Origin of the sequence: Acinetobacter sp. NyZ410 (assembly GCF_022828975.1) — a bacterium.
GTDB lineage: Bacteria > Pseudomonadota > Gammaproteobacteria > Pseudomonadales > Moraxellaceae > Acinetobacter > Acinetobacter guillouiae.
In genome coordinates this window covers 1,971,139-1,992,880 of sequence record NZ_CP094620.1, presented here as the reverse complement: position 1 = coordinate 1,992,880, position 21,742 = coordinate 1,971,139, and the positions used below count along the sequence as shown (strand labels likewise).

At 35.5% G+C, this 21,742-nt stretch carries 21 protein-coding genes; 10 read left to right on the top strand and 11 right to left on the bottom strand.

Translation table 11 applies throughout. The features are described from left to right. Window positions 1-35 precede the first annotated feature (35 nt). Window positions 36-518 (bottom strand): hypothetical protein, encoded by a 483-nt coding sequence (locus MTO68_RS09260; RefSeq protein WP_004820707.1) that lies wholly within the window; start codon window positions 516-518, stop codon window positions 36-38. Window positions 519-1,125: 607 nt separating this feature from the next. On the opposite strand from MTO68_RS09260, the gene MTO68_RS09255 reads away from it, so the two are divergent. The 5 genes from MTO68_RS09255 to MTO68_RS09235 all read left to right on the top strand — a co-directional run bounded on the left by MTO68_RS09255 (window position 1,126) and on the right by MTO68_RS09235 (window position 5,705). Next, a complete protein-coding gene (locus MTO68_RS09255) occupies window positions 1,126-1,611 on the top strand; it encodes an NUDIX hydrolase (RefSeq protein ID WP_004820704.1) in 486 nt (161 codons plus the stop codon). Between the two features lie 4 nt (window positions 1,612-1,615). Further along, window positions 1,616-2,752 (top strand): tRNA 2-thiouridine(34) synthase MnmA, encoded by a 1,137-nt coding sequence (gene mnmA / locus MTO68_RS09250; protein ID WP_034613669.1) that lies wholly within the window; start codon window positions 1,616-1,618, stop codon window positions 2,750-2,752. Window positions 2,753-2,782: 30 nt separating this feature from the next. Further along, window positions 2,783-3,514 carry a high frequency lysogenization protein HflD gene (hflD, locus tag MTO68_RS09245; RefSeq protein WP_244015712.1) on the top strand — a complete coding sequence of 244 codons (732 nt, stop codon included), beginning with the start codon at window positions 2,783-2,785 and terminating at the stop codon, window positions 3,512-3,514. Window positions 3,515-3,570: 56 nt separating this feature from the next. Beyond that, complete coding sequence (gene purB, locus MTO68_RS09240) at window positions 3,571-4,959, top strand: adenylosuccinate lyase (RefSeq protein ID WP_244015711.1); 1,389 nt, start codon at window positions 3,571-3,573, stop codon at window positions 4,957-4,959. 101 nt (window positions 4,960-5,060) lie between these two features. Further along, window positions 5,061-5,705, top strand: coding sequence for a DUF2238 domain-containing protein (locus tag MTO68_RS09235; RefSeq protein ID WP_244015710.1), 645 nt, complete (start codon window positions 5,061-5,063; stop codon window positions 5,703-5,705). Between the two features lie 68 nt (window positions 5,706-5,773). Here the strand turns inward: MTO68_RS09235 and MTO68_RS09230 are convergent, their stop codons facing one another. Continuing rightward, on the bottom strand, window positions 5,774-6,148 hold the full coding sequence (locus tag MTO68_RS09230) for a helix-turn-helix domain-containing protein (protein ID WP_004721299.1): 375 nt from the start codon (window positions 6,146-6,148) through the stop codon (window positions 5,774-5,776). Between the two features lie 126 nt (window positions 6,149-6,274). Between MTO68_RS09230 and MTO68_RS09225 the strand changes: the two genes are divergently transcribed. Beyond that, complete coding sequence (locus MTO68_RS09225) at window positions 6,275-7,126, top strand: SDR family oxidoreductase (RefSeq protein ID WP_244015709.1); 852 nt, start codon at window positions 6,275-6,277, stop codon at window positions 7,124-7,126. Between the two features lie 60 nt (window positions 7,127-7,186). On the opposite strand, the gene MTO68_RS09220 is transcribed toward MTO68_RS09225, so the two are convergent. The 9 genes from MTO68_RS09220 to uvrB form a co-directional block, all read right to left on the bottom strand. After that, window positions 7,187-7,867, bottom strand: coding sequence for a hypothetical protein (locus tag MTO68_RS09220; RefSeq protein WP_096733850.1), 681 nt, complete (start codon window positions 7,865-7,867; stop codon window positions 7,187-7,189). A gap of 12 nt (window positions 7,868-7,879) precedes the next feature. Beyond that, a complete protein-coding gene (locus tag MTO68_RS09215) occupies window positions 7,880-8,614 on the bottom strand; it encodes a hypothetical protein (protein WP_056512445.1) in 735 nt (244 codons plus the stop codon). Between the two features lie 130 nt (window positions 8,615-8,744). Continuing rightward, on the bottom strand, window positions 8,745-9,206 hold the full coding sequence (locus MTO68_RS09210) for a hypothetical protein (protein WP_244015708.1): 462 nt from the start codon (window positions 9,204-9,206) through the stop codon (window positions 8,745-8,747). Window positions 9,207-9,480: 274 nt separating this feature from the next. Beyond that, complete coding sequence (locus MTO68_RS09205) at window positions 9,481-9,966, bottom strand: hypothetical protein (protein ID WP_244015707.1); 486 nt, start codon at window positions 9,964-9,966, stop codon at window positions 9,481-9,483. Between the two features lie 148 nt (window positions 9,967-10,114). Beyond that, on the bottom strand, window positions 10,115-11,572 hold the full coding sequence (locus MTO68_RS09200) for a glyceraldehyde-3-phosphate dehydrogenase (RefSeq protein ID WP_004721304.1): 1,458 nt from the start codon (window positions 11,570-11,572) through the stop codon (window positions 10,115-10,117). Between the two features lie 354 nt (window positions 11,573-11,926). Continuing rightward, complete coding sequence (locus MTO68_RS09195) at window positions 11,927-13,627, bottom strand: hypothetical protein (RefSeq protein WP_244015706.1); 1,701 nt, start codon at window positions 13,625-13,627, stop codon at window positions 11,927-11,929. Window positions 13,628-13,739: 112 nt separating this feature from the next. After that, window positions 13,740-14,669 carry an EamA family transporter RarD gene (gene rarD / locus MTO68_RS09190; RefSeq protein ID WP_244015705.1) on the bottom strand — a complete coding sequence of 310 codons (930 nt, stop codon included), beginning with the start codon at window positions 14,667-14,669 and terminating at the stop codon, window positions 13,740-13,742. Between the two features lie 144 nt (window positions 14,670-14,813). Continuing rightward, window positions 14,814-15,404, bottom strand: a complete 591-nt coding sequence (locus MTO68_RS09185) for a lipocalin family protein (protein WP_239045892.1) — start codon at window positions 15,402-15,404, stop codon at window positions 14,814-14,816. A gap of 137 nt (window positions 15,405-15,541) precedes the next feature. Further along, the gene (uvrB, locus tag MTO68_RS09180) at window positions 15,542-17,563 is read right to left on the bottom strand and encodes an excinuclease ABC subunit UvrB (protein WP_244015704.1); all 2,022 of its coding nucleotides are present in this window, start codon (window positions 17,561-17,563) and stop codon (window positions 15,542-15,544) included. Between the two features lie 129 nt (window positions 17,564-17,692). Here uvrB and MTO68_RS09175 point away from each other — a divergent pair, with 129 nt between their 5' ends. The 4 genes from MTO68_RS09175 to MTO68_RS09160 all read left to right on the top strand — a co-directional run bounded on the left by MTO68_RS09175 (window position 17,693) and on the right by MTO68_RS09160 (window position 21,656). After that, window positions 17,693-18,628 carry a hypothetical protein gene (locus MTO68_RS09175; protein ID WP_244015703.1) on the top strand — a complete coding sequence of 312 codons (936 nt, stop codon included), beginning with the start codon at window positions 17,693-17,695 and terminating at the stop codon, window positions 18,626-18,628. 734 nt (window positions 18,629-19,362) lie between these two features. Beyond that, window positions 19,363-20,031 (top strand): acyltransferase, encoded by a 669-nt coding sequence (locus tag MTO68_RS09170; RefSeq protein WP_244015702.1) that lies wholly within the window; start codon window positions 19,363-19,365, stop codon window positions 20,029-20,031. Continuing rightward, window positions 19,919-20,569 carry an acyltransferase family protein gene (locus MTO68_RS09165; RefSeq protein ID WP_347814809.1) on the top strand — a complete coding sequence of 217 codons (651 nt, stop codon included), beginning with the start codon at window positions 19,919-19,921 and terminating at the stop codon, window positions 20,567-20,569. The genes MTO68_RS09170 and MTO68_RS09165 overlap by 113 nt, the downstream gene beginning before the upstream one ends. A 307-nt stretch (window positions 20,570-20,876) precedes the next feature. After that, complete coding sequence (locus MTO68_RS09160; protein ID WP_004721311.1) at window positions 20,877-21,656, top strand: hypothetical protein; 780 nt, start codon at window positions 20,877-20,879, stop codon at window positions 21,654-21,656. Window positions 21,657-21,742: the final 86 nt, after the last annotated feature.

The following is a 21,742-nucleotide window of genomic DNA, read 5'->3' as shown; positions in this document are numbered from 1 at the left end:
CAGTGGAATTAGGCATTACATTTTGGATCAAACCGCTATTCAGAGACCTTGTAGTATTTGGTTAATTCTTCAAATACTGGTGCTTTGACATTGTCTTTTAAAATATAGCGGGTAATCACACCTTGATCTGTATGTATTTCCATAAAGATATTTTGCGAGCCTTTGAAGTCCCCCATTAGGTTGACTGGAATAAGCACGCTGTTACGAGAACGATTTGCTTTAAATGCAAAATCAATTTCAGTTGGCCCAATCACATTAAATGAGTGACTTTTTGCACCATCACTAAATACAACTTTTTCAATATTATATTTGGTATAGGCGCTATTTAAGCTAAGTTTCACCTTTAAAAAGTCTTTATGTGTCTCATTCCACACCACAGTGACGATTGGACAAAGTTCACTTGGCTGGCAAATTAATAATCCCTGTGTACCTACATTTGAAGTGGCGTCATTAGGATTTGAAGCACACCCAGTGATCAGTAATACACCTAAAGGTATACATAATAATTTCTTTATCATACTTTTTAAATCCTATTGTATGCCCAAGAATTGGAATGGCTAAGCGATCTTAAAACAAGAACTGGCTTTACCTGTATAAAACGTTGCTTGATCAAGCCCCAATTCAAGCTTTTTTGATTTGACTATCTTTTATAGCCAATGTCTTTTAATTCTATCCAAAAAACATTCGACGATACAGTAGATTCAAACAAATAAAGTCTTTTATGTTTGAGTGGTGTACATCCGTAAATAGCGAATGTATTTAATTCTGTGTTGGGTATTAAGTCCAATAATCATACAAACATATCGCGTATTACACTTAACACATCTGCACATGAATATTCTAGTCGTATATTGAGCTGGATCGATAGAGCCAAATACATCAGTTTATATAGTAATTTTTATGTGAAACATTCTGACCTATAACAAGCTGATATAAAATAATAGATTAATCAGTTAAAGCGCTGAGATTTCAGCTCCAAATGCAAGATAAGCAAACTTGCCCAGAAGTATTTTGAGCATATTGTGGATACATCTCCGCTTAGGATGATCAAAGAAAATCCGCATGAACATAGCCACCACGTGCTAAATTTTGTAGAATAATGCTTTATCTCCCTTGGTGCTGGTCATGACCGCTTGGACACCCCACGTTACTGTTGCAACAGTTGTAGAAAAAGATGGAAAATTTCTTTTTGTAGAAGAATATACCGAAGGTGTAAGCCATACTGTGTTCAATCAACCCGCCGGGCATGTTGAATGTGGTGAAACTATTATTCAAGCTGCGTTACGTGAAACCATGGAAGAGACAGGATATGCAGTAGAAATCAATTCATTACTGGGGATCTATACCTATACCCCACCCATGTTTCCAGACCGCACTTATTTTAGATTTTGCTTTTTAGCACATGTGACTGAATACTTTCCAGACGCACAACTGGATACAGATATCATTGGTCCACAATGGATGACACTTGAAGAACTGCTTGAATCTGCTCGCGCCAGAAGTCCTTTGGTCATTAAAGCTGTACAAGATGCACTTTCTGGGCAAAAATACCCACTTTCGCTCATCTATGAGCACCAAAACTCTCCTTTAATTTCAAATTTGGATGCCTAATCCTATGCAACAACGTGTCATCGTCGGTATGTCGGGTGGTGTAGATTCATCTGTTTCTGCTGCACTTTTACTTCAACAAGGATATCAAGTTGAAGGGCTTTTCATGAAAAACTGGGAAGAAGATGATGGCACGGAATATTGTACCGCAATGGATGACCTTGCTGACGCACAAGCGGTGTGTGACAAAATTGGGATCAAACTTCATACTGCAAATTTTGCAATGGAATATTGGGATCGCGTTTTTGAACATTTCTTAGCAGAATATGCCGCTGGTCGTACACCAAACCCAGATATTCTATGTAATAAAGAAATTAAATTCCGCGCATTCTTAGATCATGCTGTTAATTTAGGCGCGGATTTTATTGCAACTGGACATTATTGTCGTCGTGGCGAAACAACCACCAATTCAAAAGGTGATCAATATGCGCCTTTATTACGTGGTGTAGACAATAACAAAGATCAAACTTATTTTCTTCACGCGGTTCATGGTCGTGAAATCAATAAGACCTTGTTCCCTGTTGGTGAGATTGAAAAACCACAAGTACGTAAAATTGCGGAAGAACTGGGTTTAGCCACTGCCAAGAAAAAAGATTCCACTGGGATTTGCTTTATTGGTGAACGCCGTTTTAATGACTTCTTAAAACAATATTTACCGGCTCAACCCGGGAAAATTGTCTTAGATACAGGAAAAGAGGTTGGTGATCATCACGGCTTAATGTACTATACGCTCGGTCAGCGTGGTGGTATTGGTTTAGGTGGACTCAAAGGCGCAGAAGAAGGTGCTTGGTTTGTTCTACATAAAGACATCGAAGGTAATCGTCTTGTGGTTGGACAAGGTCATGAACACCCACTGATGCAGAGTACCATTTTATGGTCTGAAACAATTGACTGGGTTGCAGGTGAACAAGCCATTCCAGACACAGGTTTCCGATGCACGGCAAAAACTCGTTACCGTCAACCTGATCAAGCATGTACAATTTATAAAGATGCAAACACGCCAAATGGTGTTCGTGTCGAATTTGATGAAGCACAGCGTGCCGTAACACCGGGACAAAGTGTTGTTTTCTATGTCGATGAAGTCTGTTTAGGTGGGGGTGTGATTCATCATACCAATGCACCAAAACCAGATTTTATTGAGTAATGATTAAAAATTATTTAAAGGAATTTAGGCATGGTTGAGTTGCCCTTTCAACAGCCTCAAACTTTGAATCAACGCCAAAACCGAGCTTTGGCGTTAGCAGCTGTGTTTCAAGCAACACAGCTGACGCATATGACTGCAATGTCAGGGCGTCAAAGTATTGGTGAAAGTGGTAATTTCTATTTTGAACAGCTCATCAAAGCCAGCCTCAATATCCGTGCCACTGCCAATTCATCAGGTCAAACTTTAGACTTCTTCAATCAATTGGCAGACATTTCCTTAGGTTTAAAAGCTTTAGAAAGTAGTATTATGCAACCTTTCTCGACATCACCGAAATCTAGAATTCCTAAAATTGCCAATGCAAAACTGCCAATGACTTATGCCATGTCATTATTGGCCTTGGAAAAAAAAGTTTATAGCAATCCAAAGTTTGTTGAAATTATTGAACAATCTCAACAAAAAATATTAAAACAGCTGTCTTTTTTTGATAATAACTATTTACATCCAAGTATCATTGCCAATTTAGCGCAAACCTATGTCGACACTGCTGGTCAAATTAACCCTCGAATTCTAGTCCGTGGTAATGCAGAAGCCTTTAAAGACTCTGCACATACCAATCGTATCCGTGCCAGTTTATTCACAGGCTTACAAATGGCTCACCTATGGCGTCAATTAGGTGGTAGTTCATGGAATATGATCTTTAGCAAACGTAAACTTCTTCAAGATATTCAAGATCTTGCTCGATTACAATATCAGGTTGTTTAATTTGATACTGTTCGAGTTACGCCATTCGCTCTAATTCCAAAATTTAAGGAATCTTTATGAACGCTTTAACCGCACTTTCTCCACTAGACGGACGCTATGCAAGCAAATGTGATGTATTACGCCCTTACCTCTCTGAGTTTGGTCTAATCCATGCTCGTGTGACTGTTGAAGTGCGATGGTTACAAGCGCTTGCAAATCGTCCTGAAATCACAGAAGTTCCAGCTTTTTCTACTGCAACCAATACAGCTTTAGATGCCATTGTTACTCAATTTTCGGAAGATGATGCTAACCGTATTAAAGAAATTGAACGCACCACTAACCATGATGTAAAAGCGGTTGAATATTTCTTAAAAGAAAAAATTGCACATATTGATGAGCTTAAAAATGCAGGCGAATTTATTCACTTTGCTTGTACTTCAGAAGACATCAACAACCTTTCTCACGCTTTGATGTTGAAAAATGGTCGTGAAGTGTTAGTTGTTGCTATGCAACAAATTGTTGATTCTATTGTGGCTTTAGCTGAAACACATGCAGAACAACCAATGCTATCACGTACCCATGGTCAAACTGCGAGCCCAACCACTTTGGGTAAAGAAATGGCCAACGTTGCATATCGTTTAGCGCGTCAAATCAAACAGTTTAAACAAGTTGAATTATTAGGCAAAATTAATGGTGCGGTAGGTAACTACAACGCGCACTACTCTGCTTATCCTGAAATCAACTGGCCTGCTCACTCGCAAGCATTTGTTGAATCACTCGGTTTAAGTTTCAACCCTTATACAACTCAAATCGAACCACACGATTACATCGCGGAATTGTTCGATGCTTTACGTCGTTTTAACACAATTTTAATCGACTTTAACCGTGACGTTTGGGGCTATATCTCTTTAGGCTTCTTTAAACAACGTTTAAAAGAAGGTGAAGTCGGTTCTTCTACAATGCCTCACAAAGTCAATCCAATTGATTTTGAAAACTCTGAAGGTAACTTGGGCATTGCCAATGCAGTATTAGCCCACTTAGGCGAAAAATTACCAATTTCTCGTTGGCAGCGTGATCTTACAGACTCGACTGTATTGCGTAACATGGGTGTTGGCTTGGCACAAAGTTTAATTGCTTTTGAAGCATGTTCAAAAGGTATTGGTAAACTTGAGCTTAATGCAACACGTATTCTTGAAGACCTTGATCATGCTCAAGAAGTATTGGCTGAACCAATCCAAACTGTAATGCGTCGTTATGCAGTTGAAAAACCATATGAAAAATTAAAAGCATTGACTCGCGGTCAAGCGATGACACGTGACATGATGGTTGATTTTGTCAATGGCACTGAACTTGAAGCCGTACCTGCTGCTGATCGCGCACGTTTGGCTGAAATGAGCCCTGCGACTTACACGGGTAATGCTGCGGATCAAGCCAAACAAATTAAAGATTTGATTGATAAAATCTAAGCTTTTAATCTTCTAAAAGACCTAAAAATGCGAAGCCAATGCTTCGCATTTTTTTGCTTTTTGATTACAATGCGCAGTAATAATTTTTAGAAAATACCATAATGATTTATCATGCCTTAACAAAAAAACATTGGCTTGTTCTTGCTATTCTTGCAATCGCAATCATTCTTGCCAGTATCAATCCTTTAGAATATCCATCCTACATGCTGCATCAGATTGGCACCTTGCTCATGCTGATTGTTCTATTTTTCTGTTTAAAGAAAATAGGGCTGACATTTTCATCATTTTTATTGTACATCCTCTTCTTGGTGATTCATGTGATTGCTGCACATTATCTTTATTCTTATGTGCCTTATAATGATTGGTCAATCAAATACTTACACTTTGATCTCAATCAAGCAATGGGGTGGACACGTAACATGTTTGACCGCTTTGTACACTTATTCTATGGCTTATTTCTTTACCCATTTTTCTACCGAATTTTCCAAGTGTGGTTACCAAGCTTAAAGCCTAAAACCTTATTTTTATTGGTCATTCAATTTGTTATGGCAACCAGTTTATTTTATGAATTGATTGAATGGTGGATTGCCATTGGCCTATCCCCAGAAGAAGCTGAAAACTACAATGGGCAACAAGGTGATATATGGGATGCGCATAAGGATATGTTCTTAGCCACCATTGGTGCAATCATAACAGGATTAGTCGCTTTAAAAGCTACGGCAAAAGAGAATCATCCTCAAGAATAAGGCCTCCCTCCCTTCCAATATACTCACTTAGCGATCAAGTTCTTGGTGAGTATAAAATCAACTGAGTTTTACTTTTGCAATCTCTGTTTATTCTCTAAGATATCGGGCAAACTGCGCTCGATCCAACCAATCAAATAGTTTAATTTTTCAGCCGCTTGTGCACCTAAAATCGTCAATTGATACTCTACTTTGGGTGGTACTTCAGGGTAAACCGTTCTCAATATAAAGCCATCTTGTTCAAGCACTTTTAATGTCTGTGCAAGCATTTTTTCGCTGATTCCCTCAATTCGATTACGCAGTTCGCTAAAACGTTGTACGCCATCATTTAAACAACGTAAAACCAATACAGACCATTTGCTAGTTAAATGCTCCAATATTTCTCTAGATGGGCACTGACTGGATAAAACTTGACCAATTAAATCACTTGAAGCATAGATGCTCATAAATTCTCTCTACACAGTAATTAGCTTACTTTTAGGTACGTACTTACATATAGTAAGTTTAATGATTATGATCATAACATCAAGTTTAAAAAACATCCAATTTAAATCATATTTAAAGGTGAAATTATGAAAATCGCAATTACAGGTGCAACGGGCCAACTTGGACAATTGGTGATCCAAGCCTTACTTCAACATACTGCCGCTGAAAATATTGTAGCGCTGGTTCGAAATATAGATAAAGCACAGTCGCTTAAACAACAAGGGATTGAACTTCGCCTATTTAACTATGATCAACCTGAAACATTGATACCTGCATTAAACCACATAGATAAATTACTTTTAATTTCAGCCAATGAAATTGGTCGTCGAACGCCTCAGCATAAAGCAGTTATAGAGGCAGCTGTCGCAGCCAAAGTTGAATACATTGCCTATACCAGCTTACTCAATGCAACAGATAACCCACTCGGTTTAGCACAAGAACATCGTGAAACAGAAGCTCTCATTCTGCAAAGCGGTTTGAAATATACTTTTTTACGCAACAATTGGTATAACGAAAATTATCTTGGCAACGTTAAGCATACTGCGGAAACAGGAACACTTTACGGCAGCGCTCAAAATGGAAAAATCAGTTCAGCTTCTCGTTTAGATTATGCCGAAGCTGCGGCCAAAGTCCTTGCTTCTGCAGGTCATGAAAATAAAACTTATGAGCTTGCAGGTTCAAATCATTTTACCCTTGCAGATTTAGCCTCTTATATCGCTTTGGCATCAGGTAAAACTATACAGTATCAAGATATCAGCCCAGAAGATTATACTCAGGCACTGCTTACGGCAGGGTTACCCCAAGCACTGGTAGCAGTTATTGTTGACGCAGATGTACAGACTGTAAATGGTGCAATGTATAGTGAAAGTAAAGACTTGGAACATTTGATTGGTCGTAAAACAACGCATATTCAGGATCAGGTTAAAGCTTTATTTTAGGTATTTTAAAGATGAGCATGGGCTTAAATACAAAATTTAAGCCCATGCTCTACTGAGTAATTAAGGATGAATATTTTTGATAGGAAAATCGATATTCATCTCCAGATCTGCGAGGGACTGTCTTTCTGTGTTGTACATGGTTGCACGGAACACCGCAATTTTTTTCATCGTCATTGGATCATTAATATTCAGTATTGGCTTAAGTTTATGCTTAACATATAAATGAATCACTTCATCAAATTCTAAATAAACAGGCCCATCAAACATAATTTTGATCGGAACTTGATAACGTCGTTTTAACTTAAATGGCACCGAAAGTTTAATCGGAATATCCACTTTTAAAGGAAATTGAGGCAACAGTTTATTTTGATAAACCAAATCCGTGGTTGTTTCTAATGGCATTAGTGTTTCAATTTGAATATCAGTCTCATAATCAAGCTCAACCTCAATCGGCGTTGTCACAACAAAGCTTAAATTAGCCAAATATTTGCCTTTTAAAGGTAAAGCCAACTCACGGTCAATCGTCAACTCAGTATCTAAAGCGCCTTGTGCATGTGTTTGTAAATAATTCCCCACATGGATTTTTGTCGGTAAAGATTCCGACAATTGAATTTGTGCGCTTTGTGCAGAAACCTGCATTGAGGCATGAATATTCAAATATAACCAAACGCACAGTGCAATGAGCAACACGACGCTGATAAAAGTGAACAACAAATTTCGTATAGATTTAAAGATCCACATTTCCATACCACCCTATTTTAAAACTTCGGACTGTGGTTGTTGTGGTTCTACTGGCGGATGATCGCGACGTGATAGCCTTAAACTATTGAGCGGAATTTTAAGCTGCCCTTTTTCAATTTTTACCGGTAATGTATTTTGAACATCTACTGTTGCTTGAAGTGCTGATTTAATTGGAACATTGAGGTGGCCTTGAATTGGAATATTGGTTTTTAATGTCGCATCAAGTGGCACATGTAAATTTTCTTTAAGTAAAACCTTTACAGGCGCATCAAACTTTAAATGAATATTTTGGTTGAGTGGTACTTGTAAATTAATCGGCACATCCATATGAATCGGGATGTTCCCTTTTAATGGTAAAGTAATATCTTTGCCTAAAACAGTGACTTTAACTTTGGTATCAATCGGCATATCCTGATTGATTTTGATCACTTCATTCACAGGAATTGTGGTTTGAATTGGGACTTCATTGTCAAAATACACATGTGGGGTTAAGGTTTGTGTAATCGGTAAGTTTAGCTTTTCATGAATAGGAATTTCAGCTTTCACTTTTCCTTTGACATCCACATCTAATGCGTCATGAATTTGTACCTTGGCTTGTAAAGGCTCTTTTAAATCGATACGTACAGCTTGATTTTCAAGTGGAATATAAATATTAAAATGTTTAAATACCCAGATTGCAATCAACACACCACACACTGTAGCAATAAGAATAAAGGCAACTCCTGCCATAACTTGCTTCAACTGCAAAATCCTGTCCTTAATTTTTATCCTTAATTATTTTTTATTTTAAATACTTATGTGAATTAATATGCGTTTTTATGTATAAAAGTCGAAGAATTTTGTTTAATTAATAAACAATTGATATTTAATCTACGGATTATTTCGAAAAATCAGCTAACCAATAGCACTGCACAATTGCTGTATTATTTTTATACTCAACACTCACATCACCTTTTTCATGATTTTGATTGAATTTTAGAGTTTTAAATCGCTGCTTTGCTGTTGTAGTACTCAGATCAAAATATAAATATTCATTGTATTGTTGCGCTGGACGACCAAAACTAAATTCTATTTTGCGAATAGGAATGTCAGCATAAGTGACATTTTTTAATTTATAAGTGGTTGAGTCATATACCTGTTTATCCACATATTTTACATCAATCGTATAGTATCCAAGTGGTGCAATCAGTTCTGTATCTTCATTATGAAAATCATATTGCTGCCGAATTGCACAGTTTTGTTCAAAACGGTCTTTTAATAAAGGACGTAATTCTAGGGATTTGGCATGTGTAGCTCCCGTTAGCAGTAACAGCATGCTCAGTAATATCTTTTTCTTCATGTGATTTTCCATTGATGCAAATTACTTTATATAAAATAGCTTTTATTAGACTTTTTGCATTAGTCAAAAATGAGCATTTAATACTTGTATCGTTTTAAATATTGATGAAACCATCGATAGTCTTTCTATCTTAAGGCATCACCTAAGCGAAGCAATTTAAACTTTAAATGTAAAGTTTGGCATTGCCAACTTGCTCGTCATACACCTATTTCTATGTGATAGTAAAAGTTTCATCACTTTTAGAAATCATCCCAAAACTTAATTCACAATAACGCTATTGATGTCCATTTTTATCAAGCCAAGAACAGATAGCAATTGCATCACTCTTGCCCTCTCCAGTCATTACAAAATTTGCAGCTTTAGCTGGTTGCTGTATATTGCTTTTAATCTTATTAAATTGCTGCTTGGCTGAAGCCGTTGGAAGATCAAAGTACAACGTCTCACTCAAAGTCAAACCACGTCCCCATAAAAACTCAATTTTATTTACGACTAATCCCCTATAAGTCGTATTTTTTAAACTAAAATTTCTGCTGACGTAAGCCGCTTGCTCTTCTACTTCATCCTTAACCACCTGATTCATTAAAATTGCCTGAATCTCATCATCATGAGTATAAAAATCGAACTGTTGACGAATCGCACAATTTTTTTCAAAACGATCCTGCAACATAGGTGTTAAATCAAGTGCAGTATTTGCTGATGCACTTGCCACAGTTAATGAGCCTATAACACCTAGCCCGAAAATAGATAAATTATTGTTCATTTAGCTTTTCTCTAATTTCTTAATCAATTTTTTTAGTCAAATTGCTGAGATAACTGGTAATTTTCATTTGAATTTAACCATATATCATCAATTTTGAATATAAAAAAAGGAGCTTCATTTGAAGCTCCTTTTCGACGACTCTTACAAATTATGCATTTGTTTCAGCCGGTACTTTCGGATAGCTTACGCCACATACTTGTTCAGCAATACGCAATACTTGGCAGCTATAACCAACTTCGTTATCGTACCAAACGTAAGCTGTTAAACGGTTACCAGAAGTAATTGTTGCTTGTGCATCAAATACACCCGCTGTACGCGAACCAATAAAGTCAGACGATACAACTTCTGTAGAGTTGGTATAGCCAATTTGACCTTGAAGGTTAGAGTTGATCGAGATTTGACGAATATATTCGTTCACTTCTTCACGATCTACTTCTTTCTCAAGTGTTAAGTTAAGAATAGCAAGTGAAACGTTCGGTGTTGGAACACGTACTGAATTACCTGTTAATTTACCTTGTAACTGAGGTAATGCTTTCGCAACAGCTTTTGCAGCACCTGTTTCTGTAATAACCATATTCAGTGTTGCAGCACGGCCACGGCGATCCGCTTTGTGGTAGTTGTCAATCAAGTTCTGGTCATTTGTAAATGAGTGAACAGTTTCCACATGACCATTAATCACTTTGTATTTGTCTTCTAACACTTTCAAAACTGGTGTGATCGCGTTAGTGGTACAGCTTGCAGCAGAAATGATTTTGTCTGAATCAATGATGTCCGCTTGGTTAACACCAAACACGACATTCTTCATGTCACCTTTACCAGGCGCTGTAAGCACAACACGACTTACGCCAGGACATTTAAGATGTTGAGATAAACCATCGATATCACGCCATTTACCTGTGTTATCAATCACTAGTGCATTGTCGATACCATAAGCTGTGTAATCAACTTCAGCAGGGCTAGACGCATAGATCACTTTGATAAAATTACCATTTGCAATGATTGCTTCATTTTGCTCATCAACAGAAATCGTTCCTGCAAATGGACCATGAATTGAGTCACGACGTAACAATGAAGCACGTTTTTCTAAATCACCATCAGATGATTTACGTACAACGATCGCTTTAAGGCTTAAACCACGGCCAAGACCTGATTGGCTAATGATTAAACGCGCTAAAATACGGCCAATACGACCAAAACCATAAAGAACAACATCTTTAGGCTCAACTTGCGCAGGACGACCTTCTAAAGATTGAACAGCTTGAGCAACAAATGCATCAATATCGCCGCCCTTTTCTTTGTATTCAACTGCAAGTTTACCTAAATCAACTTCAGCAGAACCAATATTATCTAATTTCGCTAAAGCTTCTAAAATAGGGAAAGTATGTACAACAGAAAGCTCAACATCCATCATACGTGTACGACGGTGCGCTTTAAGGATTTGAATTACTGAACGGTTCACTAAAGAACGACCGTACACAGAAGTCACAATGTTTTTTTCACGGTATAATTGACCGATTAATGCAATCATACGTTCCGCGATTTCTTCACGGTTTTTCCAGCGACCTTGGTGCTCTGCATGTAGGGCGATGATAGTGTCTTTGCTCACAGATACGTCCTCTATTTATGTATATCTAGACATGGATTTTTAAACCCCATAATTGTAATGTAATTCTCATTTAGTTGAAATCAAATCGTGATACATTTTTATAATATTTTGTCATACTGGCTATTTTATTTTAAATTATGCCTTGATCTCTAAACAATATTTCAGCCATTTTAGTTTTTTGCATCTATGTAGATTTTTACTATTGATATTGACTTTACCAGCGGAACTGGAAAAATAAAGTAGATTAGAACAAAATTAAACCAGACAAAAACAAAAATAAAGCTGATATTGTATCGTTAAAAACCCCATTATCGCGCTCAGTCTGAGCTTTCTACTCAGTCCCTAACACGCGCGTTAATCATCATTAATCGACGCATTAAACTCCTCCAAATCAAAATCAGCTAAATTTTCAGGCAGCTTCATTAAATAAGGAAAGCGAATAATGCCATTGTCCCCTGAAGGAAATGCGTAATGGCGCTCCAATTCACTCATTGAAGTCAGGCTTTCAAACTCAATAAATACACTATATTTTGCTAAACCTTTAGGAACAGTTAATACCTCTAAATAGGTTTGTTTTTTTATCAACATTGCGGCATGGTTTGCTTGAACAATATCCTTTTCAACTTTCCCGCCTTTGATCATTTTTTTTAACAGTGAGCCTTCTACTTCATGTTGTTCATTCTTTAATTGCTTAACATAGCTGTCTAAAGCCCTATAATCCTTCACTTGCTCAGCGATAATTTCTTGAAGTTTTCTAATCGGTTGTTGAGAGCGTTCATGCATCACTTGCCACTCTCGCTGACTCATTGGAATAAAAATTTCATCTTTACGCTTTTCCAATAGCTTTAGATATGCCAGCAAACGATATTCAAACAGTTGTACATGAGAATTAAAAAATAATGCGGGTTGTTCTTTAAAGTCACGATAATGCGATAAAATTTCAGAAAATATTCGATGCACACTCATAAACAAATATTCAAATTCTTCAATATGTGATAAATCACTTTTAACCGCATTTCTTAACGGCATCAATATATTGGCCGTGAGCAATTGTTCAATGGTTTTGATATGATTTTGTGCAACAGTATCACTATTTTTCCCCACCATTCCAAGTGGTTCCATTAAAAATGGCAAGAGTTTATTTTCTGTAAAATCCTCAAATTCTTCTACAATTTCAATCACATCCCTATGAACTTGATGCTGAATTGTGACCATTTTCTGAATCAAAAGATCAGTGCTATCTCGATATTCACTTTCACTCATTTGATCGGTATCAAGTACCAAACCCGTTACATAGACCTGATTTTTATATTCAATATTTTCTTCAAACAAAAAACGCCGAATTGAATAAGGATTCTGTTCAAAATTTTCAATTGGTGCGATTAAATAGATAAATTCAGAGGTTTTAACAATATCAAACTTACGAATCCGTTGTTCTCTTAAAATAAAATACTTAAAAAAAGGACGTTTCATTAATTCAGATGATTTGGTCAATAAGGGCTTAAACCAATAGCCCAATAATTGTTGTTTAATAAACACTTCAATAATAAAACATTTAATTTGATCAGAAGTTAAGTTACGGATACCTGCTGGCGCTTCAATATTTATTGTGCGGATCAATTTCGCCACATCTTGTAAAAAAACACGGCGAATCAGTAATTTCTCTCGCTGCAAATTTAGATGATCATCCACCGAAATCAAATCAATTTGATACAACGCATTTTCTAAATAGTCTGCGATCTGAATACTATCGGTAATATTTTTTAACCAATTGATTGAGTTGCTCAATTTGGTTGCAATGGAACGCATTCGCTCATTTTCAAAGCTATATTTTAAATTTTCTAATGAATTTATGATTTTAAATTCGAAGCTGTTATTGCCTTTGTTCCATTGAATTTCTTTCGGTCTTAAAATTTGACGCTCAATTTCTTCACGTACTTCGATATTGGCTTCATCAAAAACATCACACAAAACCTGTTCCCAGTTTAAATCGGTACTAGGCTCTAATTGCAATAAGGTTGCCCGTGTTTGATAGGGAATTATTGTTGTGTTCATAATATATTCAGCGTTTTTCTACTTAAAAACCAAATTAAAACATGGATTAATGAGATAAATTTAACACTTTTAAAAATTATAGTCCAACAATTATCAATTTATTTTCTTTTGATTAACTGATTCTTTCGTCTAATTTCTCGATATTCAAGGCTAAGTTTTTCCGTTTATTGTTTTGTTGATAGAGATGCCAAATCCCTTCCAATACCAAAACCCCCACAGCACACCAAATTGGAATATAGGTAAACCATTCATCTGCTGAAATAGATTCACCCAACGCCAAGGATGCTAAGGCCAACAAAACAGGTTCTAAATAACTTAACAATCCAAATAAGACCATCGGCAAATGACGACTCGCTAAAATATAGCTTCCTAAACCAATCGCACTCAGTATTCCAAGCCCTGCAACCACAACGATTAAAACGGGTGCATCAGCAAATTGGCTATATGCATCTAATCCGGTTTGCGTGAAATAAATTGCGATGGGAATGCAAATTAAAATATCCCACCAAAAGCCACCTAAATTATCGGTTTTAATGGTTTTTCGAACCAGAAAATAAAGCGAATAGCCCAATGCAACACTGAGGGTTTCCCATGCAATACTGCCCAAACGCCATAATTCGTGCCCTACCCCAAGAACAGCAAAAGCAACGGCAACCATCTGAAATTTTGATAATTTCTCTTTATAAAAAATGCTACCAGCAAGGACGAGAACCAAGGGTAAAAGAAAATATCCAAGCGATACTTGTAAGCCCCGCCCATTCATCGGCCCCCAAAGGAAAAGCCAGAGTTGGAAACAGGTCAAGATAGAAGTGATGATCAATAAAAGTAATAAAGCAGGTTGTTTGACCATTCGACGGTAAATGGTTTTGACATGAACAAAATCACCGCTCAATAACATAAATAAGGTCAGGAACGGTAAAGTGGCAATAATCCGCCAACCAAAGGTTTGTTGACTATCTAGATCGCCCAGCAATTTGGTATAAAAGTATAAAACCCCAAATGTTACAGATGCCAATACAGACAATACGACGCCCTTAAACATCTGTCGCCTCACGGTGATTTTCAAATAAATTCTTAGGCATTATAAACATCTTCACCCAAAATTAATTTGAATATTCAATTATTTTTCCAAACTCAAGATTTGCAAATATCGAAATATTCAAAATATATCGGCTTAAATTTCTGATTATTCTTGCGCGTTCTGCTTGGTTCGTATCAGATCTTTTAAGTTAAAACCAACAGTCTGTGCATAACGAAGAAATTCAGTTACTTTTGTTTCATCTGGATGAGGGTCTCTAGACAGCAACCACAAATATTTTCGCTTCGGTTCTCCCACCAAAGCCATTTGATAGTTTGAATCAATTTTTAATACCCAATAATCACCACGGCCCACGGGCATCCAACGAATCGCTTCTGGAATAAAACTCACTTTAAATTTTGAATTAAATGGCTCATTACTGATAAATGCTTCACCCAATGAACGTAATTCTTGTCCATTTTGATCTACACATCGATTATCAACTGCAACATTGCCATATTCATTCACGGTATATCGTGCAGTCACATCTGACTTACAATCTTTTTGAAAATACATTGGTTTACGGGCGATTTCATACCATAGCCCTAAATATTGACCCAATTCCAATTTTGGAATCGCAGCTAAAGTCGAATTTTCCGCATAGACTTTTGGATAAAAAAAGCTGGAAAAAACCACCCCGAATACGATTATTAATTTTTTAAAGTCATAAGAATTGGGTAATATTTTGAATAATTGCACCTTATACCCTCAGCATTACTTTTTACTATTTATTATAAAATAATCAGAAATTTAAACTTAGACTGTAGCTTTATGTATCCTTGTTCAAACTAAAGCTACAGCAAGTACCAAAGTGTAATCATCCCACAAAGAGACAATTACTTTAACATTCTGGTTTTTAAACGCACAATTTCGTCACGTAATCGCGCAGCTTGTTCAAATTGTAACTCTTTAGATGCTTTTAGCATTTCTTTTTCAAGCTTGCTAATGTGCTTCGTAAAGAGTTTTGGATCAGATAAAATGTGACGTTCATCCGCAGTTAACGCCTGATGCTGGTCACTTATACCTGCTTCAATTTCATCATCACTGATCACTTCACCAGTATCAATTTCTTTAATTGCTTGACGTACAGCACTGCGCGGAATAATGCCATGCTCTTCATTAAATTGAATTTGTTTGGCCCGACGACGATCAGTTTCATCTATGGCTTTCTGCATCGAATCAGTTATACGGTCAGCATATAGAATCGCCTTACCTTTTAAATGACGAGCAGCACGACCAATGGTTTGGATCAATGAGCGTTCAGAACGAAGAAAACCTTCTTTATCTGCGTCAAGAATGGCAACCAACGATACTTCTGGCATATCCAGACCTTCACGCAACAAGTTAATCCCGACCAGAACATCATGTACCCCTGTTCGTAATTCGTGAATAATTTTGACACGCTCAACGGTATCAATATCTGAATGTAAATAAGCCACCTTCACCCCATATTCTTTTAAATATGAAGTTAAGTCCTCTGCCATACGTTTGGTTAAGGTGGTGACTAAAACACGTTCATCGAGTTCTTTACGGATATTAATTTCTGAAAGCACATCATCCACTTGAGTCAATACAGGACGTATTTCAATTTCTGGATCGACTAATCCAGTTGGACGTACTACCTGCTCTGCAACTTGTTCAGATTTTTCCAGTTCGTATTTCGCAGGTGTTGCACTGACATAAATGGTGGTTGGAACAATACGCTCCCATTCCTCAAATTTCATCGGACGGTTATCCAATGCACTAGGTAAACGGAAACCATAATTGACCAAGTTTTCTTTACGTGAACGGTCACCTTTATACATTGCCCCAATTTGTGGAACAGTCACATGCGATTCATCAATAATCAGTAACGCATCATCTGGGATATAGTCAAATAATGTCGGAGGTGCTTCACCCGCTGGACGACCAGATAAATGCCGTGAGTAATTTTCAATACCATTGGTATAACCCAATTGTTGCATCATTTCTAAATCATAACGGGTTCGTTGTTCGATCCGCTGTGCTTCAAGGAGTTTTTCATGTTCTTTAAAGAACACTAAACGATCAGCCAATTCATCACGAATCGTTCCAATTGCACGCTGCAAATTGTCTTTTGGCGTTACATAATGACTTTTGGGGTAGATTGTTATACGTGGTGCTTTACGTACCATTTTGCCTGTAATTGGATCAAACCATCGAATTGAATCGACTTCATCATCAAACAACTCAACCCGAACTGCATGTTGGTCCGATTCAGCAGGGAAAATATCGATAATTTCGCCACGAATACGATAGGTACCACGTAAAAATTCCAGCTCATTACGGGTATATTGCATTTCAACAAGTCTGCGGATAATGTCATCACGACTAATTCTATCCCCTTGTACAATATGCAATAACATACTCATATAAGCATTGGGATCACCCAAACCATAGATCGCGGATACTGAAGCGACAATAATCGCATCACGACGTTCTAATAAAGCACGCGTAGCAGAGAGACGCATCTGGTCAATGTGATCATTGATTGCTGAATCTTTTTCAATAAAAGTATCCGAAGATGGTACATAAGCTTCAGGTTGATAATAGTCATAATAACTGACGAAGTATTCAACTGCATTGTTTGGGAAAAATGCTTTAAATTCGCCATATAATTGTGCAGCGAGGGTCTTGTTATGTGCCATGACAATGGTTGGACGTTGGGTTTGTGCAATCACATTTGCCATGGTATAGGTTTTCCCTGAACCCGTTACACCGAGTAGAAGTTGGTCGTGAAAACCTTTATTTATGCCTTCGACTAATTTTGCTATTGCCTGTGGTTGATCCCCAGCAGGTTGATAATTTGTAACAAGTTCAAAAGGTAAATTTTCGCTCACAGTGTGCTCTTAAATATTTGTATAAAGAAAATGCATTTAGGTTAAAAGAGTATACAAAAATATTGATTGTTCTGCTAAATGATATATATTCACAAAAATTCACTCAAATAAAAATTTAACGGAATACTCATGAGCAATAAATTAATTAAAACAATCAGCTTGGTATACTTGGCTTTAGCAACACAGGGCTGTGGTGGTGGAAATTCTTCTTCAACAGGGAGTACACCAACATTACCTCAAGCAAAACAAGATATTTATGTATTAGGAAGTAGTAGTCTGGAGTACATGAATAATGCCTTAACAAAAACAGCAAATCTAAATAATTATAACGTAATTAATTATGCTAAAGGTGGAGAGTATTTGTATAGTATGTGTTTAAGAGTCGGAGCATTTCCTGGAACAATCAAATTTAAAAATACTCAAATAGTACTCAATACAAAAAACTATCTGGATGCTGATTGGCCAACAGATTTTTATTTAAAACCATTCGATGTGAAAATAAATAATAATTTAGGTCAAATCGGCATTGATCAAAATGGTTATTATTTTATTCCAAAACAAGTTAATGATTTTTATGTGGACAAAAATATTTTCTATCCAATCCAAAGTCTTTTTCCAAAAGTTAAAAATAATTCAATTTTTATTGTAAACCTAGGTAAAAATAATTTACTAGGCAATGACCCTACACTAAGTACAACTCAATATGTTATTGAAAAGTCTAATCAATGTATCAGTTGGATCGATAAAAATTTAACCAGCAATATCTTAGTTGTAGGTTTTTTTACATCAACAAAACCATCTCTTAATCTTATAGATAAAGTTAATATTGTTAATAATAGTTTATCAAATACATATACAAATCATTACTTTAATATCAAAAGCTATATGGAAGGAGATCAAATTTGGAAAGATACAACGATTACACCTAGCACATTTGATTTACAGAGTCAAAAAAATCAAGCTGTACCTATGAGTCTATCTAAAGATGAAGTGCATGTGAACGAAAAAACTAACTTAGCACTCAGCAGTAAACTGATCCAGTTTATAAATAACAATTTTAAATGATTCTTTCATTCATGCACAAAGAATTTTCTTTACATAAAAATAGTAATTTTTATAACAAAACACAAAAAAGTTTTGTTTAGACATATTGCTCTTTGGTCAAAGTATACAATTAATATAAAAGACCCTTTACAATTCAAAATAGCGAGTAAGTAGAATTAGCAACCATCACAAATTTACTACTCGCTATACATCATACAATGCTGAATAATTGACACTCTTTTAAGTTTAAGAACTCTCAACTTAAGCTACAATATTTTTATCAAAAATCTAGTATTTGAAAATCGATCAAGTGAAATAGTTTGAAAATACATTTATTGCTACTATATTCATGGTGATCTAATTTAATCAATAATTACTGCTGATTCAATTCATAGTATGCAAATGATCTTATATTTAGTCTAAAAACTAGACATCAGTGAAACTAAAATTTTATATAGCTTTATGTCATTGACTCAGAATTATTAAGCAAAGCAACCGAATAAATCCGTCAATGCCCCACCCAACAGCAACCAATTAAAAATAAGCACAATAAATCAAACACTTAAAACATAAAACTTTTATATACTTAAAATAATTTGGATGAATGCAATCGTTTTAAATAAACAAAAAAATTAACTTACAGTAGTCATAGCCATCCTATCTATTTGGTTACCCTTAAGAATTATCGACATAGTCTATTATTTTTATGTTTTTTTATGTAAAATGTAATAATTATGAAATATTAGCTGCAAAGTATGATTTTATCAAAAAAAATTATTGGGTTAGACTTACTTCGATTTTCTATGGCTTTATTGATGGTTTTGTACCATATCCAAGGTTTAATAAATGATTCTATCCTAAATGAACTGATATTTAATGGTTTTTTTGGTACCAGTACTTTTTTTATATTATCTGGATTTATTCTAACACATGTCTATTATCGAAAAATTGAAGAAAAAAAATTTTCGAATACAAATTTCTTACTCAAAAGATTTTCTGCTTTATACCCTATTCATATTTTCACAATGTCTATGGCTATTATTACATTCTTTTCATTAAGTATTATTACCAAAAAATCATTTCCTGCTGAACTTCCAATTCAAGCATTACCATCAATCCAGTCAAATGAGGTTATGGAAATTTATTTTATTGATATTTTTAGATACATAATAGAAAGCATTACTTTGATTCAGGCATGGGACTATCATTTTCTATTTCTTAATCCAGCGGCATGGTCAGTTTCTGCATTATTTTTCTTTTATTTGACATTTCATTTTTTTGTTAAAATTCTGAAAAATCAAAAAAATTTTGATGGCTTTTTGGCTTTTTTCACTCATTCCAGCTATTTATTTTACATATACTCAAAATTTCTCTTCAGATATTATTGGTCTAATGCACAGAAATCCACTTCTAAGGCTTCCTGAATTCATTGCAGGCATTATTTTTTATTTGATTTGTTTAAATTCAAAAATATACTCAAAAAAATATCAAATCTTTTGTCTGTTTTTTGCTGGATTTGGATTTTTCCTTATGCATTATCTAGTCAAAACAGCACCTCAGCTATGGTTCTATCTATCACATAATGGGTTGTTTTTATTTCCACAGCTAGCGTTGATTTATTGTTTTTTAAGCATTAGCTTTAATAATCATAAAATCACGACCTTAATTGAAAGATTAGGAAAAGCTTCACTATCGATTTATATGTTACATCTTCCTTTGCTCTCTATTTATTTTATTCTTTACAAATTGATCATTGCAAGCACACAAGTTTCAACTATTAGCAAAATTATTGAAACTGCAAAAAGCATTGATCAATTAGATACGATTTCCACTCTGATATTTATTATTCTACTTATACCAATCAGCCTATATCTTCAGGAAAAACTTTTCACTCCAATCCAAGTTAAATTATCAAATAAATTAATTTGGATAAAAACTATGTTAAATCATAAAGAAACTTAATTTAATGAACAGGGAAATTTTCCCTGTTTGCCACACTCCCATTTTCACGACAAGATAAACAATCAAAAGATGCTATACAAACTTATGCATAATAATTTGTAACAAGTTCAAAAGGTTGATGTTCACTCACAATAATTCACTCTTTAACCAATCGGGAAGAAGCCACAGTAGTTTAACAGAAACCAATTAAACCCATACATTGACACCTATTCTAGATGGGGCTTTTTACACAATATTCAACAAATACCTTGACCCTTTTTTATTTCAATAGCAACATGGAAACAAGCCAATTAAAAGATTGAAAAACATGACATATCACTATCATGATGAAAGCATAATCAAAACTTTGCCAGAAGATACTGTGTTTGTTTTTGGTAGTAATATGGCGGGCACTCATCAAGGCGGTGCGGCAAAAACAGCACATTTACATTTTGGCGCAACCAAAGGTGTTGGACGTGGCTGGGCAGGACAAAGTTTTGCTATACCGACCATGAATGAACATTTACAACAAATGCCACTTTCGCAAATTCAACACTATATTGATGATTTTAAAATTTATACAAAAAATCACCCGAAGATGAAATATTTTATTACGTCGGTGGGTTGTGGTGTTGCAGGCTATAAAGTCGAAGAAATCGCGCCGATGTTTAAAGGTATTTCACGCAATGTGATCTTCCCTGCTTCATTCCGTCCATTTGTAGAAAAAACCTTGCCTAAGCTCACGCAAAAATTACTGCATAGTTTTTTAACTGATGACGTCATATTTAGTTCAGATATAGAGCAAAAGATTCAAAGCTTAGATTTAACTGAAGCTGAAAAAAGCCTTGCTACGATTATTCTCAATACGCCAATGTATCCTAACGACAGTAATGGTCGAGATCGTATTTTTGAAATACAAGATATTCTGCACAACTTAAATGGAAAAATATTTGAATTTCAGTCTAATTCAGAAGGTTCAATGATTTTTGGAGGGGCTATTTTAGCACTTTTAGAACTTTATAATTTAAATGAAACAGACTTTATTGCAGTATGGACTGGTCAGCGTACTATTGCTGCACCAAAAGCAGAACATCGGGCTAAAAAGTAAAATGCTTTGATTATTTTTAATTGAACAACTATTTATGTTAAGTTTTTACTTATGCTATATAGTTAAGATTAAATTAATAAACAATT

Excerpts from the sequence above, each read along its gene's own strand:
- MTO68_RS09195 (WP_244015706.1), bottom strand. The coding sequence starts at position 13,627 with ATGAACACAACAATAATTCCCTATCAAACACGGGCAACCTTATTGCAA.
- MTO68_RS09205 (WP_244015707.1), bottom strand. The coding sequence starts at position 9,966 with ATGAACAATAATTTATCTATTTTCGGGCTAGGTGTTATAGGCTCATTA.
- MTO68_RS09255 (WP_004820704.1), top strand. The coding sequence starts at position 1,126 with ATGACCGCTTGGACACCCCACGTTACTGTTGCAACAGTTGTAGAAAAA.
- MTO68_RS09235 (WP_244015710.1), top strand. The coding sequence starts at position 5,061 with ATGATTTATCATGCCTTAACAAAAAAACATTGGCTTGTTCTTGCTATT.
- rarD (WP_244015705.1), bottom strand. The coding sequence starts at position 14,669 with ATGTTTAAGGGCGTCGTATTGTCTGTATTGGCATCTGTAACATTTGGG.
- MTO68_RS09220 (WP_096733850.1), bottom strand. The coding sequence starts at position 7,867 with ATGTGGATCTTTAAATCTATACGAAATTTGTTGTTCACTTTTATCAGC.
- MTO68_RS09210 (WP_244015708.1), bottom strand. The coding sequence starts at position 9,206 with ATGAAGAAAAAGATATTACTGAGCATGCTGTTACTGCTAACGGGAGCT.
- purB (WP_244015711.1), top strand. The coding sequence starts at position 3,571 with ATGAACGCTTTAACCGCACTTTCTCCACTAGACGGACGCTATGCAAGC.
- MTO68_RS09230 (WP_004721299.1), bottom strand. The coding sequence starts at position 6,148 with ATGAGCATCTATGCTTCAAGTGATTTAATTGGTCAAGTTTTATCCAGT.
- hflD (WP_244015712.1), top strand. The coding sequence starts at position 2,783 with ATGGTTGAGTTGCCCTTTCAACAGCCTCAAACTTTGAATCAACGCCAA.
- MTO68_RS09165 (WP_347814809.1), top strand. The coding sequence starts at position 19,919 with ATGGCTTTTTGGCTTTTTTCACTCATTCCAGCTATTTATTTTACATAT.
- MTO68_RS09175 (WP_244015703.1), top strand. The coding sequence starts at position 17,693 with ATGAGCAATAAATTAATTAAAACAATCAGCTTGGTATACTTGGCTTTA.
- MTO68_RS09160 (WP_004721311.1), top strand. The coding sequence starts at position 20,877 with ATGACATATCACTATCATGATGAAAGCATAATCAAAACTTTGCCAGAA.
- MTO68_RS09170 (WP_244015702.1), top strand. The coding sequence starts at position 19,363 with ATGATTTTATCAAAAAAAATTATTGGGTTAGACTTACTTCGATTTTCT.
- MTO68_RS09260 (WP_004820707.1), bottom strand. The coding sequence starts at position 518 with ATGATAAAGAAATTATTATGTATACCTTTAGGTGTATTACTGATCACT.
- MTO68_RS09225 (WP_244015709.1), top strand. The coding sequence starts at position 6,275 with ATGAAAATCGCAATTACAGGTGCAACGGGCCAACTTGGACAATTGGTG.
- mnmA (WP_034613669.1), top strand. The coding sequence starts at position 1,616 with ATGCAACAACGTGTCATCGTCGGTATGTCGGGTGGTGTAGATTCATCT.